At 66.9% G+C, this 16,200-nt stretch carries 8 protein-coding genes and 1 pseudogene; 7 read left to right on the top strand and 2 right to left on the bottom strand.

Going from position 1 to position 16,200, the window contains the following annotated elements:
• Nucleotides 1-191 precede the first annotated feature (191 nt).
• The 6 genes from BM237_RS01015 (at nucleotide 192) to BM237_RS00990 (ending at nucleotide 10,291) form a co-directional block, all read left to right on the top strand.
• Nucleotides 192-1,478, top strand: coding sequence for an AAA family ATPase (locus BM237_RS01015; RefSeq protein ID WP_093846746.1), 1,287 nt, complete (start codon nucleotides 192-194; stop codon nucleotides 1,476-1,478).
• Nucleotides 1,475-2,302, top strand: a complete 828-nt coding sequence (locus tag BM237_RS01010) for an RloB family protein (RefSeq protein ID WP_093846744.1) — start codon at nucleotides 1,475-1,477, stop codon at nucleotides 2,300-2,302. The genes BM237_RS01015 and BM237_RS01010 overlap by 4 nt, the downstream gene beginning before the upstream one ends.
• A gap of 107 nt (nucleotides 2,303-2,409) precedes the next feature.
• Nucleotides 2,410-5,478 (top strand): type I restriction-modification system subunit M, encoded by a 3,069-nt coding sequence (locus tag BM237_RS01005; RefSeq protein WP_093846742.1) that lies wholly within the window; start codon nucleotides 2,410-2,412, stop codon nucleotides 5,476-5,478.
• 43 nt (nucleotides 5,479-5,521) lie between these two features.
• Nucleotides 5,522-6,366, top strand: a protein-coding gene (locus BM237_RS01000; protein ID WP_093847340.1) for an IS5 family transposase whose coding sequence is annotated in 2 segments (ribosomal slippage) — nucleotides 5,522-5,861 and nucleotides 5,861-6,366 — 846 coding nt in all. Because the reading frame shifts where the segments join, the coding sequence is not laid out codon by codon here.
• Nucleotides 6,363-6,680, top strand: a complete 318-nt coding sequence (locus BM237_RS00995; RefSeq protein ID WP_093846740.1) for a hypothetical protein — start codon at nucleotides 6,363-6,365, stop codon at nucleotides 6,678-6,680. Before BM237_RS01000 ends, BM237_RS00995 begins: the two co-directional genes overlap by 4 nt.
• Nucleotides 6,681-6,862: 182 nt before the next feature.
• The gene (locus BM237_RS00990; protein WP_175540837.1) at nucleotides 6,863-10,291 is read left to right on the top strand and encodes a type I restriction endonuclease; all 3,429 of its coding nucleotides are present in this window, start codon (nucleotides 6,863-6,865) and stop codon (nucleotides 10,289-10,291) included.
• Between the two features lie 316 nt (nucleotides 10,292-10,607).
• Here BM237_RS00990 and BM237_RS00980 read toward each other — a convergent pair whose 3' ends face one another.
• Together BM237_RS00980 and BM237_RS00975 are read right to left on the bottom strand one after the other, a co-directional pair.
• Nucleotides 10,608-12,263 carry a phospholipase D-like domain-containing protein gene (locus BM237_RS00980; RefSeq protein WP_093846734.1) on the bottom strand — a complete coding sequence of 552 codons (1,656 nt, stop codon included), beginning with the start codon at nucleotides 12,261-12,263 and terminating at the stop codon, nucleotides 10,608-10,610.
• Complete coding sequence (locus tag BM237_RS00975; RefSeq protein WP_175540836.1) at nucleotides 12,260-15,904, bottom strand: AAA domain-containing protein; 3,645 nt, start codon at nucleotides 15,902-15,904, stop codon at nucleotides 12,260-12,262. Before BM237_RS00975 ends, BM237_RS00980 begins: the two co-directional genes overlap by 4 nt.
• Nucleotides 15,905-16,087: 183 nt before the next feature.
• On the opposite strand from BM237_RS00975, the pseudogene BM237_RS29640 reads away from it, so the two are divergent.
• Nucleotides 16,088-16,189 (top strand): annotated as a pseudogene (locus tag BM237_RS29640) (flavoprotein); the annotation flags it as partial.
• Nucleotides 16,190-16,200 lie beyond the last annotated feature (11 nt).

Raw genomic sequence — 16,200 nt, 5'->3', positions numbered from 1 at the left:
TCCAGCACGTCGTCGATCAGGCCGGCTCCGCTCTGTTGAGCCCAGCGTTTGGGCGGGCCCGGCATGCGACTGGCCCGGTTGACCCAGCCCTGGCGCTTCCCTGGGCGGCGGCATATGCTGTTTCATGCGGGTAATCCGCATCAGAGAGCGTAAGGCGGCATCCGAGGCATCGCCTTGCAGGGAGGTTCGCCGTGCTGCTCAGCTTCCGAGTGGCCAATCACCGGTCGATCCGTACCGACCAGGAGCTGTCGTTGGTGGCCACCGAGTTCAACGACGGTTCCGGCCGTGAGACCGAAGCGCGGCTTGACGGCAAGCCCGTTTCCGTGCTTCCGGCTATCGGCGTCTTCGGCGCCAACGCCTCCGGCAAGTCCAATGCTTTGGCGGCGCTGCGTTTCATGCGCCGTGCGGTGCTGGAGTCCTTCGCCGACTGGGGCAAGCATCCCGACACAGTGCCCCGCGAACCGTTCGCGTTGGACCCCGAGGCGCGCGAGGAGACCAGCTTCTTCGAGGTCGATCTGTTGCTGGGGCCGCGTGACCACAAGACCCGCTACACCTACGGTTTCGAAGTTTCCGACGAGTGCGTCGTGGCCGAATGGCTGCACGCGTACCCCTCGGGACGCCGCCAGATCTGGTTCGACCGGGAAACCGGCCGACCGGAGGACGAAGGGGGAGAATTTAAGTTTCCGGGCTCCGGCCTGCGCGGCCGCAAAGACGAGATCAAGGAGCTGACCAGGCCGAACGCTCTGTTCCTCACCGTGGGCGCGACCTTGAACCACCCCCAGCTAGCCGCTGTGCACCGCTGGTTCCTCAACAACCTGTGGCTGGTCACCTCCCAGCACGACGTACCGGCGCGCACCGAATGGACCCGGGAACAGCTAACCGCAAAGACTGCCAGTGCCCATTTCCGTGAGCGGCTGATCCGGCTGCTCGCCACCGCGGACCTCGGTATCACCGGACTGACAACCGACCCCGACACCGGTGAGGTGCAGCTGCTGCACCGTACCCCCACTGGTGAGGCTCAGGCCCTGGACTTCTGGCGGGAGGAGTCACTGGGCACGCACGCCTGGTTTGCCTTCCTGGGCCCTCTGCTGAATATTCTCGAACGGGGCGGCACCCTGCTCGCCGACGAGCTGGACTCCAGCCTGCACCCACGGCTTGCGGCTGAGGTGATACGCCTCTTCCAGGACCCGGACGCCAACCCGCGCATCGCACAGCTGATCTTCACCACCCATGACGCCACCCTGCTGGGACCCTCCGTTGCGGAGCGCCCGCTTGACCGCGACCAGGTCTGGATCACGGTCAAGAAGAACACCGGGCAGAGCGACCTGTATCCGCTAGTCGCTGCCAAGGTCCGCAAGGATGACAATCTCGAAAGGCGGTATTTGCACGGTCACTACGGTGGCGTCCCACGGGTCGGCGCGGGTGAGTTCGCCAGAAAGCTGGCTCTGCTGGAAGGTGAGGGGAAGGCCACCGCGTGAGTAAGAAGCAGCAGGATCGCGGTACCAGGCATGCACGTCGCCGCCGCGGCGCGGATGCTTCCCCGCCCGAGGTTCGTAGGCCCGTGGGGTCGTACGGCGACAAGTCGCAACGAGTCGTCTATGTCGCTACCGAGGGCAGCAAGACAGAGCCTGCCTATCTCGACCTGCTCAACAAGACCTTCGGCGACGGCGACGAGAAGGTGGGCATACCGGGGTTCTTTCTGTACTACTGCCATCCGGGCCACTCCAATGGCCTGCGCCCCTCTCAGGTCGTGCATCAGGTGATCAGCAAGGCTGGTGGTCCTGGCACTGAGATGTGGGCCCTGTTCGACCGGGACGCGGCGGACAACCGTGATGCCGACATCTACGAGGCGTTCCGCGTCGCCCGGGCAAAAGGTGTCCAGACGGCGCTGTCCCACCCGTCCTTCGAACTGTGGCTGCTGCTCCACTTCAAACCATGGCACAGCCAGGAGGGTGGCATCGACGACAAGGTCAAGGAGCAGCTGCGCCGGCACCCCGACGCCAAGGGATTCCAGGATTACGACAAGGCGTCCGGCGAGCGTGGCAAGGGACTCGACGGCCCTCGGGGACAGTCCTTAATGAAGCAAGAACGCCTGGCGACCGCCGTTCGTAACGCGCGCAAGCTGGTCGACTCCTGCACGCATGGCGACTGCTCGGCCAAGCGGGTCGACCAAGTCTCAAGGGAGTACCCGCGGCAATCCGGTCATGCCGATAGCTGCGACCCGCTCAAGCGCGACCCGTCAACCGACGTCTGGCGGCTGCTGACGGCACTTGGGATCGGAAATGACACCAAACAGTACTGACCCCGGGAAGTTGTGTGGACTATGCCCCGACCTCTCTGTCCGGCAGGGGTCTAGGCTTCCCCAGTTGCGCCCTCCCGGGTGCCGTCGGAGATCGAAGGAATCGGCACGTGGCCACAATCACCCTGCCCCAGCTGGAGCGGCATCTGCTCGCCGCCGCAGACATCCTGCGTGGCAGGATGGATGCCTCGGACTACATGGGCCACATCTTCGGGATGCTCTTCCTGAAGCACAGCTCTGACGAGTTCCAGCCACAGTGGGAGAACGTTCACAACGAGGCGCTGGCCCGCACCGGGGATCCGACCAAGGCCCTGGCCCGGGCCAACGATCCGGACTCCTACCCTGACCTCTATGTGCCGCCCCGGGCCCGCTGGTGGGTCGGCCCGCATCATGATCCGGAGGACCCCGACGGCCCGGCACCCGGGCTCTCGCAGTTGACGAAGTACGTCGGCGAAACAATCAACGTGGCGCTCAAGGCGCTCCAGGACGCAAACGACACCCTCACTGGAATTGCCGCTCACCTCGATTTCAGCGGTCATTCCAACACCGATCTGCGTTCCCTGATCCGTCACTTCTCGCTGTACCGGTTGCGGAACGAGGACTTCGCGTACCCGGGCATGATCGGGACGGCGTGCGAGTACCTCCTTGGCGAGTTGGCCGACTCGGCGGGACGGCGCACCCGTGAGTTCTACACCCCGCTTTCGGTGGTCCAGATGATGGTCCGGCTCGTCGACCCGTGCCCTGGCGACACCGTCCACGATCCCTGCGCGGGGACCGGTGGCATGCTGATCGCAGCCCGGGAGTACGTCGAGGGTCACGGCGGCGATCCCCGCCAAATCATGGTCTACGGCCAGGACACGAACGGGACCTGCTGGTCCATGGCGACCATGAACATGCTGCTGCACGGCAGCCGGGAATTCGAGCTGAAGCATGGGGACACTCTGGCCGACCCGCAGCACCTCGACGAGCACCAGCGGCTGCGGAAATTCACCAAGGTGCTCTCCAACCCGCCGTTCGCTCTCAACTACGACCCCCAGCTGGTTGCCAAGGCGGACAGGGAACATGGCGAGCGGATGCGCTGGGGTTGGGTCCCTGGCAGTGGTAAGCGGGCCGAGCTGATGTTCGTCCAGCACATGGTGTCGGTGCTGGAGGAGAGCGGTATCGCTGCCACGATCATGCCGCAAGGCGTGCTCTTCCGGGGCGGTGGTGACCGCCTCATTCGGGAAGGCTTGTTGCGGAACGACGTGATTGAGGCCGTGATCGGCCTCGGGCCTAACCTCTTCTACGGTACCGGTATCCCTGCCTGCGTGCTGGTCCTGCGCTCGCCGGGCGGCAAGAGCGCGGAGCGCGCGGGCAAGGTGCTGTTCATCAACGCCGACCGCGAATATGTGGTGGGACGCGCCCGGAACGAGCTCGGCCCGGCGAACGCCGAGCGGATCGTGGACACCTTCATCCGTTATCGGGAGCAGGGCGGCTATTCGCATGTGGTGAGCGTGGACGAGCTGCTGGAGGCCGACGCCAACCTGAACGTCGGTCGCTGGGTGGACAACGCGTCGCCGGCGGAGCCGCAGGACGTACGAGCGCATCTGCACGGCGGGGTGCCGAAAGCAGAGGTGTCGTCGGCAGCCGATCGCTTCCGCAGGTACGGCGTCGACGACCTCGGGACGCTGTTCGCCGAGCGCGCGGACGACCCGGACTACTACGACTTCCTCCCGGAGGGGGCGAAAGCGACGGCCTCGCGCATCCCGAAACTGACGGCGGCACGCGAGCGAGTGCTGCGCGAGGCGTACCATCGCTGGTGGCAGCAGCTCACCCCCACGTTCGTCGAACTACCAGGCCGGAGCGGTCTGATGAGGCTCCGTGGCTCGCTCATGGACCACTTCACCGCTTCGGTGGGCGAGATCGGGGTGCTGGATGAGTTCACCCCGCGCGGCATCATCGCCGAGTGGTGGACGTCCAACCAGTACGACTTGAAGGTGCTCGCGGCAGGCGGCTTCGCGCGCGTACTCCAGGGCTGGGTCGATTCCGTCGAGGAGATCGTCGAGCCGATGGCGGTGGGGGACGGTGCGGGCGGCAGGGCCAGCGCCGCCACGACCGCGGAGCGCCGCCAAGCCATGGAACACCCGGTGGTACGGCAGCTGATCCCGGCATTCCTGGCGGAGGTAGGCATGGCGGACACAGCCCTAGCGGTGGCGGACGCAGCGTACCGGACGCCGCAGGACACAGTTGATGACGCCACGGGGGCGGGCGCCGATGCGGGCAAGCGGAAGAAGGAGCGCGCGGCGGCTGCGAAGCGGCGCAGGGAGCTCGACAAGCGGTTTCTGCCCGAGCTGCGAGCGACGGCCGAGCAGGCTCTTGCGGGAGGCACAGCGGACGAGGTGGTGCTCGCGGTATTGGGCCGGGACCTGGCCGACCGACTGGACGCGGCGGTTACAGCGGGACGGTCGGAGCTGGTCGCGGCGTTCCGGACCTGGGCGCACAAGTACGCGGTCTCGCTCGCGGACGCGAAGAAGGAGAGCGAAGGAGCCGATAGGGAACTCGCCGAATTGCTGACGGGCCCGGTCATGCGCGGTGAAGTGTTCGACTCCGGCTGTCCGACCGTTCCGCTGGGCAGTGTGCTGGGGCAGCGGCCGAGCCGCGGCTATGTCGGCCCAGAGGTTCCGGAGCGGACGGGTGTACTAGCGCTCGAGCTGGGGTGTATCACCGCGGAGGGCTTCGTTCCACGCCAGTTGAGGCGAGCCCCGGATGATGCCTATACCCGGCGCTTTCGGCTAACGGAGGGGGACGTGCTGGTGGCGCTGGCCGGTAGCAGTGATCTAGTGGGTATGGCCGGGCGATATCGTGATGTCGGACAGCCCTGTATCTATCCACACTTGATGACGCGGCTCCGACCCGATGCGAGGAAGTGCTTGCCGGAGTACCTGGAGGTCATACTGCGTTCGGAGCCGGTGCGCCAGTGGGTACGCGCCAGTGTGCGCAGTAGCAGCGGCATGGCGGTGATCAGTCCTGCGGCGGTGGAGGAGATCCCGATTCCGCTGCCGCCCCTGGCCGAACAGGCTCGAGTCGTGACCGCGCACGCCGCTTTCGAGCGGCGCGCGGCGGCATTGCGGAACGAGTTGGCGAAGCTGCGGGTGACGCAGCGCGGTGTGCTGGGAAACCTGTTTGGCGAAACGTCTTAGAAGTTACCTCATTTGGCTGGGTAGGCTCTTGGCCGTGGCAGGGATTGTTGAGCGGTTGGTGCCGGACGAGTTGTGGGAGCTGTTCCAGCGGGTGGTACCGCCCGCCCCGACCCGGCCGCAGGGCGGCGGCCGCCGCCGACACGGCGACCGGGAGGTGCTGGCCGCGATCATCTTCGTGGCCACCTCCGGCTGTACCTGGCAGCAACTGCCGTCTGCGTCGTTCGGACCGTCCGGGGCCACCGCGCACCGGCGGTTCACCGAGTGGACGAAGGCCCGGGTGTGGGCCAAGCTGCACCGCCTGGTCCTCGACGAACTCGGTGCCCGCGGTGAACTGGACTGGACCCGCTGCGCGATCGACTCGGTGAACCTGCGGGCGATGAAAAGGGGGACCTGACCGGTCCGAATCCTGTCGACCGGGGCAAGTACGGCTCGAAGATCCATCTGATCACCGAGCGGACCGGTCTGCCCCTGTCCGTCGGCATCTCCGGCGCCAACACCCACGACAGCCAGGCCCTGATCCCGCTGGTGCAGGGCATACCCCCGATCCGCTCCCGCCGCGGGCCGCGCCGACGCAGGCCCGGCAAGCTCCACGCGGACAAGGGCTACGACTACGCCCACCTGCGGCGATGGCTGCCCCAGCGGGGCATCGGGCACCGCATCGCCCGCAAGGGCATCGAGACCTCGCAGCGGCTGGGCCGGCACCGCTGGACCATCGAATGCACCATGGCCTGGCTCGCCGGCTGCCGCCGGCTCCACCGCCGCTACGAGCGCAAGGCCGAACACTTCCTCGCCTTCACCAGCATCGCCTGCACCCTCATCTGCTACCGCCGCATGAACCGCTTGACCTGCACCGAGGACACGGCCGTGTGCAGGATGATGGCCCGGTGACCAGATCCGAGCAGATACGGGACGCGGCCCGACTGTGGCAGGAGCACCTCGACGCCGGCTTCCCCGCCGGCCTGCGAGGTGTCGAGTTCGAAGGCATCGACATGGTGATGCTCGACGCGGATACCGCAGGCTGCGTCTGCACGTGGCTCAACAACGGCGGCGCCCTCGATCCGGAGCGCAGACGCATCCTGCAGACCCGCCTTGAGGACCTGGCTCGAGTCATTCCGCAGATCAGCGCCCCATCCGGCCGCCAGTACTACCAACGGCTGCACCGGCTCGCTCTACTCGCTTCGAGTGCCTCAGACGCCAAATGAGATGACGTCTTAGGGGCATGGGGCATGCTCGTGGATCGGCGTGATCCGCTCCGGTTAGGTAGTGTTCCGCTGTCCCCCTCCTCCCGGTGAGCATGGGGAGCGGGCCGAGTCGTTGGGGGCGGGGGTTGGCGCGACGAAAGCGAGCGCGCGGCAGTCAGCCGCTGGTCGGGCTCCTCACCGCCATGGGCTGGACCCGGCACGAATGTCCCGGCGACGACGAGGGGTTCGGGCCGTGTCGGGAGTGCTTACTGGCGGCGGTCGACCGGCTCAACCCGGGCGCGGACGGTACATGCTGGCTGACTGATACTCAGCTTGAGGCAGTGTGGGCAGCGGTGGGCGGTGCCGGACGGCCGGAACGGGTCGAGGTAGCCAACATCCGGCTGTCCCGGCTGCTTCGCACCGGAATACCCGCCCAGAACCTGCCCGACTGGCATGACGGACTACCAGGGCTTGTGCGCCTGGTCGACTGGGAGGACCCCACGCCGGGCAACAATGACTTCCGGCTGGCTGCCGAGCGCGGCATCGACGGTACGGCGGCACTGGACCTGGTCCTCCGGGTGAACGGGCTGCCCTGGGTCGTCATTGTCCATGAACCGGATATGCCGGGCGTCGTCGACTACCTCATCCACCGGATCTTGGACCTCGCCGGGGTCGGCCGCGGATCCGTACCGGCGCGGCCCGGACTGGCCCGGTGTGCTCAGCTGCTGGTGGTCATGGATGGGACGGACGCCCGACTGGGCACCATCACTTCTTCGGCACGGGAGTTCGCGGCCTGGCGTACCGTGGTCCCGGCGACCGAGGAGCAGGTACGCGCCGAACTTGGCTGTGTCGTCGAGCGTCCGCTGCAGTCCTGGGAAGCACTGACCGCCGGTGTGCTCCGCCCGTCCCATCTGCTCGGCCTAGTACGGAACTTCTTCCATGAAGAAGAGTGGGGGGCGTTCGCGGACGAGGACCGGACAGCGGTCAAGACCGTGGCGCGCTATCCGCAGTACCGCGCCGTGCACCGGGTGACCGACATCCTCACCGACCGGCTAGGTGCCCCGGCAGACGACGCCACCGCCTCACGGGCCGGTCTGGTCTGGAACTTCGAGGACTCTGGGACGGAACAGACCCTGGGGTTCCTCATCCGTCGGCTACGGACGCATGCGCAGCTCGCCGATCACATGATCGTTGTGGTCACGCACCGCCGGGAGCGGGAGTGGCAGCTCATCAATGCTCTGAAAATGGATGAGGTCAGGGTCATCCGGCCTCAGGCGTGGTCGACCACTCGCGCCCTTGCCCTCGGCACCCCGGACGTGATCACGCTGACCACACAGAAGCTCGCCGCCGTGCGAACTTTGACCGGCGATCCGTATCCGGGGCCCGAGGAGACGGCACCGCCCGTCACCGTGAACACCCAGAGCAACATCCTGGTGATCGTCGATGAAGCGAACCGTGTCACCGCTCAACATGCCCGGCTACGCGAGCTGCTGCCCAACGCGGCCTTCATCGGCTTTGCGGACACCCCGGCCGACAGGCGGTCGCAGGCCGTCGCCATGCACCTCTTTGGCGGGCTCGTCGACGTCTACACCGCCCGGGACGCCCTGACCGACGGTGTGCTGACGCCCGTGCTGTACGAGCCGGCCTCGGCCTTGGACTACGGCAAGGCGGAAGCCGGAGACCTTATGGCCAGTGCACCGGACCAAATGTCCGGCGCGGGTGGCGAAGATCTGTCGACCAGGGCCGCCCGAATGTTCCGGTACTGGGCTTTTACTGGGCTGCGACACGGCGTCGCCGCGCAGGTCGTTGCCTCCTCTCGGGCGGACGCAGACCGGTATTGCGCCGCGCTGCGCGACGCCCGCGACCAGCTGCTGGTGGAGATAGACGACCTGGACCCCGACCTGCTGAGCGACCCCGCCGCGGAGGACTACGCCACCGAAGAGCAACGAGCCATGCTCGGCCTGTGGGCCCATCGCCATGTGCTGGCCAGGATCGACCCGCGCGCGTCCATCACCGTAAATGCGATGGACCCACCGGAGTGGCAGCGCTGGGCCGAACGCCGCAGGTGGGGGTCCGACCCCATCGGTCTGGCCGAGGCGGTCGCCGAGCGTCAGCCGGACCCCTCCTGGGGAGCGGACCCGCATGATGCGGCGACGCCGCGTACCAGCTCCGCCGCCGGGTCGCACGAGCCAACGTCCGGCGCCCCGACCCGCAACGCCCGCGCCCTGACCGTTTTCACCGTGGTCCGGTCCAGGCTAGAAGAGGTGGACAACAGTTGGAACGGGCACCTGGTGTTCCTCGACCGTGGCATCTCGGCCGCCGCGCTGTGGCAGATCATGCGTGCCCGGCGCCCAGGAGACCCGATACACCGCGTCGTCGACCATGCGGACGCGATACCGGGCCTGGAGCGAGCGTTCGCCCGCTATGATGCCGACCACCTGCGTGATGTCCTGGGCTTCGAAGAGGCCCCGTACCGGGACCTGTGCAAGGACCGTGAGCAGGCGGTGGCCGAGACGCTGTGGCGCGTGCACCGCGAGATTCGGGAATTCCTCAACTCTCATGGCTCCGCGGAAGGAACCGTACGTGGCACCTCATACGGCATCGACGCCCTGCGCACTGAATCCCAGCGGGAAGACCTCCTGGCCGCCCTCGCGGATCCGCTGACGCATGCACGATTCATCGGCCTGGTCCGGCGGTTTCTCACCGCACTCAACTCGGCACCGCCCGCGAAGGCGGAACCAGTCTATGCCGAATTCGCCGGATGGCTGGGCGTTGTGCAGTACGTGGCATGGAAGCGCCACCGCCCCGACTCCCGGTACTTCGTGCCACGCGCCTCTGGGGCCCATGTGGACGACCTGGTCGAGCGCTGGCTTGAGGAGACGCGTACGCGTTATCTGGTCCCGCCGGAGCGAATGACGGCTCCGGACTTCCTGGAGCGGGTTAGCGCGAACGCCGACCCTCGAGCCCGGATCGCCTATCTTCTGGCCGCCTTGTGGGCCCAGCTGACGGACCGGCCACTGGCCAATCCGCTGCGACAGCGGCGGTTCGAGAACCGACTGGCGGCGATCCTGCGAGTGGCCAACGTCGGTGCCGACGCGTCCGGTACGAAACGGACGGCCGAAGCGCTGCTTGTTCTGGCCCGGGACATCCTGGCCGCGGAACGCGACCACACCCAAGCGACGTCCGTCTTGGCGCTCACACCCGTACAGCGGGTGCTCGTGCTACTGAAGCATGCTGTCTCCGGACAACGACAGCCGGACGGCACGGCTCGGGTGGCAGTGCGGGACGCTGCCATGGCTGTCACGTCCCAGATCGTGTCCGAAGCCCGGTCCCCGCACTTCGGCAGACAGCCGACGGCGCGGAACCGGTTGCGCAAGGAGCTGCGACAGGTGCTGGAGGAGCAGCTGGGGTTGGACTGGGACGCCACCGGGCCACTCGCCGTACGTCTGGTGGAATTGGCCGTCGAGCGCCGGGAGGAATTCATCCGCCACGCCTCGGACTCGGCTGGCGCTGGGAATGCTGATAAGGCTGGGAACACTGACGTGACCGGGAGCTCCGACGGGGCTGGGACAGCGGGGGCCGTGGTGCTCCCCTGGCCAGGGGTGGCGGGGCCCGCTGGCACGAATGCCTAGTACTGCCAATTGCGTTGAGACTCTCAGCGACGGGTGAAAACTGACCGCTGATCGGCGGATGAACGGTGACCTACCTCGCGATCTCCTGATGATCCTGACTTTCATCGAGGGTCAGGAGGAGAGGGTGACTCAGGTGGAGGACTGGACTGAGATCCGCCGGCTGCACCGGGCCGAGGAGATGCCGCTCGCTGTAGTGGACGGCCGCGGGGTTAGCAAGCGTCGATGTAGCGGCCGACCAGGTCGGCGAGACTTTCGGGGCACCCCGCGCCAGGAGGCTGCCGCGCCGCCGCTGTGATGGCGGCGCGGGAGACCACTCTTATGGTGTGGCCAAGGCCTCTGGGCGGCGGATCACCACCGAGATGCCGCGGATGCCCACTGCAGACCCGTTCTCGTGCCGACATGCGCCACCAATCCGCAGGGCGCTGTCTTCGGGGCCCTGCGGGACCTGAGCGTGCTCGTCGTCCACGATCAGCTCGGTGAGGACCTGATCCTTCAAACGGTCTCCCCGAGCCGCGGAGACGGCAGTGTCGTCCTGGCAGCGGTCCGCCACGCGCCGCCAGCGGTCGGCGGAATCCGGATCACCGCTCCACATCCACAGACCTGCGGCTGCCCGTGCCACCTGGGCCATGAACTCGGTTCCGCCCACGTGGACCGAGCGTGCCTGCTTTGAGCCCGGCGACCCGACCCACGCGTAGTCACCGATGACCGCTTCGAGGTAACCGTCCTTCCCATCGAAGATCAGGAGGCCAGCACCGCTACCCGTCGGCTCCTTGGCTGGTCTCACGAGATCCCGGCCCAGACGTTGCGCAGCGTGGTAGCCGATCCGGTTCAGTAGGTCGACGACGTCCTGCGGGGTGGTCCCCTCGTCCGTGTCGCCGTAAAGGACATCCACGCGCACTCCGCGCGACACGGCGGCTTGGATCACATCGCCGAGCTTCGACAGGCTCTCCACATTCACCGTGGGCGAGGCGATCAGGACGTGGTTCGCCGCTGTGGCCAGTGCCTCGGTGATCAGGAGTTGGTGGGACTCCTCGCCGGACAACTCCGAGAACAAGGCTGCTTTGACCGATCGTTCCGTGAAACCGTCACCGCCGTTCCCGAGAGGATCGGCTTCGTCCAGCCAGGGGAAAGAGGCGTCTGTCTGGGGGAGTGCTGGGACCCCGACCGCGGAGGTCGGGGACCTCCGCCCCGCGATGCTCAGCGGTGTCGGGCGGTGCGCCTGGCCGGTAGCGGGCGGCGCAGCCGGTACCAGGGGTGATTCCTTCCTGGCGGTCTGCGGCGCCGGTTGGAGGTTCGGGGCGGCCTTCAGCTCCTCCTGCCTGGTCTGTGCCACGGTCAGGATCTCGGCCGACAGCGCCTGGTGCCAGCTCCGGGGAAGTCCCGTAATGGCCCGGTCGGCGAGGTCGACGCGGACAGGGAGGTAGCGGCTGAATGTCACGAGCCTGGGCCGTCCGATGCTGCGCACCCATTCGCCGCTGGCGCGCGGCAGCAGCTTCTGGATCTGGGACTCATCCAGCGTGTTGCGCAGGATGCGCCGGGGAGTGGACGGGTTGAGGTCCGGTCGCGCCTCCTGCTTCGAGACGGTCAGTACTTCACCGCGCCTGGCCAGTTGGCCTGCAGTGCGGTCGAAGACAACTGTGCAGGGCGGGGCTGGAGCCACGACGACCGATGCAGGGTCCTTTCCCGACGAGCACGCCTGCTGCCCTTCGTCAGTAAGGACGAAAGTGGCTTCCCGGCCGCTGGTGACGGCGACCCAGCCAGCACCGACCAGAGTCACTAGGGCTTCGACCATTAGTCGTTCGTGGACCCGGAATGTGTCGCACAACGAGGTCAGGGTTGCGCCCTGGTGGGGGGCGACACCAGCCTGTGCGGCGATCTCCTCCAAGACCCGCCGCTCCAGACGGCTGTACGGGCGGCCCCGGGCCACGCTGAAGTTGACGCTGAACATGCTCACAGGTACGAGGACGATCACGAGTTCTCCCTGAGGTCAGCCGGGATACGCACAGCCCTGCCGTCCAGGAACCATTCGTCGAGCAAGGTGACGATCTTCTTGAAGGACCACAAGGGCTGGGACTCATCCGCGAGAGGTACTGCCTGCACCTGGTGGAGGAAGAAATCCCAGGACCCGACGAGGATCAGCAGGCGCTCCGCCCGCGAGAGGAGCACGTTCATCCGGCCCGGGTCGTCGAGGAACCCCAGGCCGCGGCCGATTTCCTCCTCGTTGTTGCGGACCAGGCTTATGGCGACGACGTCCGCCTGGTTGCCCTGGAAGGAGTCGACGGTGTGGGCGGGGAACCGGTTGCCGTCGATCGCTTCGGCTTTGAGACCGAGCTGAACCTGTAGTCCGGCAGGCAAGGGCGTGCCCCGCAACTGCTGGCTGAGCAGGCTCACCTGCCGGGAGTACGGGGCCAACACCGCGAGCTTGCCCTGGCACCCGCCATCTGGTCCCAGGGCTCGGAGGAAGTTGGCGAGCGCGCGCGCCTCCGCTGGATTGGTGTACGGCGACTGGCCGCTGCTCGGGCCAACCTCGCGGGTGGCGGCGCCGTTGCGGCACCACGGTACGTCGAGCCAGACCACGGCCCGGTCACGGATGCCGTGCGGGGTGTGAAAGCCGTGACGCACGCGCTCCACCGGTTCGTCTTTCTTGTCCAGGGTGCGGTTCACCAGTCGCCCCTGGTAGTACGCCTCGGAGATGAGCTGGCCGATGTCCGGGTGCATGCGGTGCTGGCCGATCAACTGCCCCGCAGACGCTCCCTTCGCTTCGGTGTCCGTGACGAGACGGTCGGTACCCGTGGCCACGGCGCAGTACTCGTACAGGCGGTGGAAGGTCCTCAACCACTCCTTGGCGTACTCGCGGAACTCATCCCGGTCTGTCTGGCTGCGCCGTTCCCACGAGTCGAGCCATTCCTGGTCAAGCAGGCCGGACGCCCTTACTTTGAGGCGGCTGAGGGTCTGCGCCACCGGGTCCAGCTTCTCGATTCCCTGCTGGTAGTCCTCGTATCGGTAGGGATCCAGTTGCTTGTGGTCGCCGATCAGCAACCAACGGTGGCCAGCCTGCAGCGGTAGTGCGAGGTCGAACGCGTGCGCCTTGCCCGCCTCCTCGACGATCGACCAGTCGAACGCCTGACCTGCGGCGAGGGCGACCAAGTCGTGGGCACTAGTGGTGCAGTACGTGAGGTTCGCGCCGCGTTTGACCAGTTCGACGAAGTCCGACGAGCGGCGGCCGAGCTCCCCCTGCTCCTGCATCATGTTGATCTCACTGACCATGGCCTTCGCGTCCTCCAGCCAGGCGAGCTGAACTTCGCTGGGGGAACTCATTGCACTGAGCTGAGAGATGCTGCGCTGGAGAACTTGCCTGGCCACGCCCTCGACGCCGTCCTCCGGCAGTGTGGTTCCGGCCTTGTGGGGACCCCGCAGCCGGATCTGCAGCGGCCTGTCGGCTTCGGGCACGTCCTGGAACGCCTCACCCACCTTCGACCTGAGCACGTCGACGGCTCCGTGGGCCTGGGCCGTGACCAGTACCTGGACGACGGGATCCTCCGTGAGGATCTCGCGCAGCAGCCAGGCGACGAGGGTGGTCTTGCCTGTACCGGGCGGCCCTTGGAGCGTATATATGGGCCGCACTCGGAGGATGTCCTCGATGCTGGCCCGTTTGGGCTCGTCGACCCGTTCGTGGGGGAGCACGACGGGAAGCTCGGAAGCGCCTGTGTCCATGCGGACGTGGCTCGGGGTGGCCAGCGATCGAAGGAGGTATCCGTGCTGGTCGAGGGCGTCGATGGCCTTCTTGCGACGCTGGAACAGGCTGATCTGGCCGGGCATGCCAGCGCTGCGGAGGAATCCCTCCTTCTCCAGCTTTACGCGACTTTTGCTCAGACTGGGGCGGCTGAGTGTGACGACCTCGGTCGCCTGGTCCATGGCATCTACCTGCCATACGTTGCCCTCGTCGTCGGAGTGGGGGTCTCGGGGCGGGAGTTTCAAACGGGCGCCGTCGCGGGCTCCCGACAGGATGACCTTGGACCGGTCGCTGCCCCTTACCTCCTTCTGCAGGAAATCGATCAAGTCCACGCGGAACGCCTCGAAGACTTCGTGTCCTTCCGGGCGCGCGCGCTCCTTGACCATGGCCCACTCCACGCCGTCCTCCAGCCACGGGCCGCGGACGACCTCGTACGGGAAGATCTGTGAGTCCAGGAGGAGCAGTTCGATCTGGTTGCTCACACGGACGAACTCGTGAAAGCGACTGAGTTCGCGTGAGACCTGCGCACTGCGGTCGATCTTCGGCAGCACGGGCTCCCATGACGTGGCGTTCTGCGCGATCGTACGGTCGCGGGCCACCTCGTCCCTGGCATAGGCGAACACGCGGCCGGGCGGGAGTTCGCGGAAGCTGTCGTCGCCCTCGCTGAAGAGCAGTGGCTGGGCGGACCGGCAGTCCGCGACCTGCCAGCTGGACGTGCCGTCTTTCCCTCGGTGCGCCGTGATCTTCAGGCTGAGCCTGCCGCCGACAAGGATGAAGTACGGCCTGCCCGGGATGGCGTACAGAAGAGGCTTCTGCAGGTCCTGGCGGACGAACTCGCACGCTTCCTTTCGGTGGACCGGATCCCCAGGAATAAATGTCCCCATGGGGTCGAGCCGCAAGTGGTCACGCAGTCCGCTCTCCATCAGGTGATCGATGAACTCCGGCCGCCGCAGATCGAGGGCCAGGACGTACTGCACGTCCTCCTGCTGGGTGCGCAGGGGGCTCGCTAGGGCCCGCGTGATGTCCTGGATCCGACTGATGATGTCGTACGGCGCGGTCAGGCGCTCAAGCGGGTCTGCGGCGACGAGGTCCAGCAGCAGCTTGCGTTCGGCCTCGGTCAGCTCATGCTTGGCAGTGTCGATGGTCTTGAGCACCCGTGCGTGACGCTCGCGCGGGGCATTGGTGGTGAAGCGTTCGAGGTCGAGCAGTAGCCGTGCGCAGAGGATGCCGAAGGCGAACCAGTCGTCGTCCTGACGCCAGGCAGTCACGCCTCCCGTGGTGCGCTCCGGTGGAACCGGCCAGCCGGCAGGGGGCTGAGTCCCCACCGGACGGCCCAGTTTGACGGACCATTCGAAGCCGCCGAGCCGAAGGGATTCGGCACCGAGGTCCTCGTCGAAGAAGAGGGAGTCGAGGTCCACGCCCCGGTGCAGGACCTGTCGCTCGTGCAGCAGGTTCAGCCCTGTGGCGACGCGCAATAAGCCGCTCCACAGCTGTTCGCGCGTGGCCGTCCCGCGGTTCGAGAGCCACGAGTAGCGGGCGCGGTGCTGCAGCGCGTCGGCGACGCGCTTGTAGCCCGGTGACTCCAGGACCATAACGAAGCACTGGTGGTCCCGGTCGAGGCCAGCGTCCTTGAGTACGACCAGTGCGTCGTCCGACCTCGGGCTGCTCGCGACCTTGTACAGGGTGCGCAGTTCCTGGTCCCACAGGGCGCGTTGCACCCGGTCCGGTTGCTCGCCCTCGTATGTCCATGTCTTGAGCAGGTACGTGTAGCCGTCGCTGAACGCCTCCCAGACCTGGGACTCGCCGTCACCTGCGTGTGGACCCCCGGTGATTTCGTACCTGTTCCGCAGAAGCAACGTCCCGACGGTGGGAGTTGTCATGCATCCACCTTCACGAGCTGGAGAGCGGGTAAGTAGACACCGTGGAGGCCTGACTCGGCCGCACGGGTAGGATGTGATCCTACTCACGGGAGCTGAGCCGCTGCGGTCGGTTCCGGATATGCGCTCTCGTCGGCGTTGGTGTCGGCCTGGCGTGCTTGCGCGGCTCCCGGTGCTGCCTGCCGCTTGATCGGCAGCTACGAGCCGCATCGGCCCAAGGCAGGTGGAGGCGCGGATCGCTTCCGATGGGAGGAAGTCTTGGACCTGTTGGAAGCCGAAATTGGGTAGGACGGACACGT

This window comes from Streptomyces mangrovi, from assembly GCF_900114215.1.
Classification (GTDB): Bacteria; Actinomycetota; Actinomycetes; order Streptomycetales; family Streptomycetaceae; genus Streptomyces; species Streptomyces barkulensis.
The sequence above is the reverse complement of the archived record's forward strand: the minus strand, read 5'-3'. Positions and strand labels throughout refer to the sequence as shown.

Coding starts and splice junctions, on each gene's coding strand:
- BM237_RS00990 (WP_175540837.1), top strand. CDS start 6,863: ATGGGCTGGACCCGGCACGAATGTCCCGGCGACGACGAGGGGTTCGGG.
- BM237_RS00975 (WP_175540836.1), bottom strand. CDS start 15,904: ATGACAACTCCCACCGTCGGGACGTTGCTTCTGCGGAACAGGTACGAA.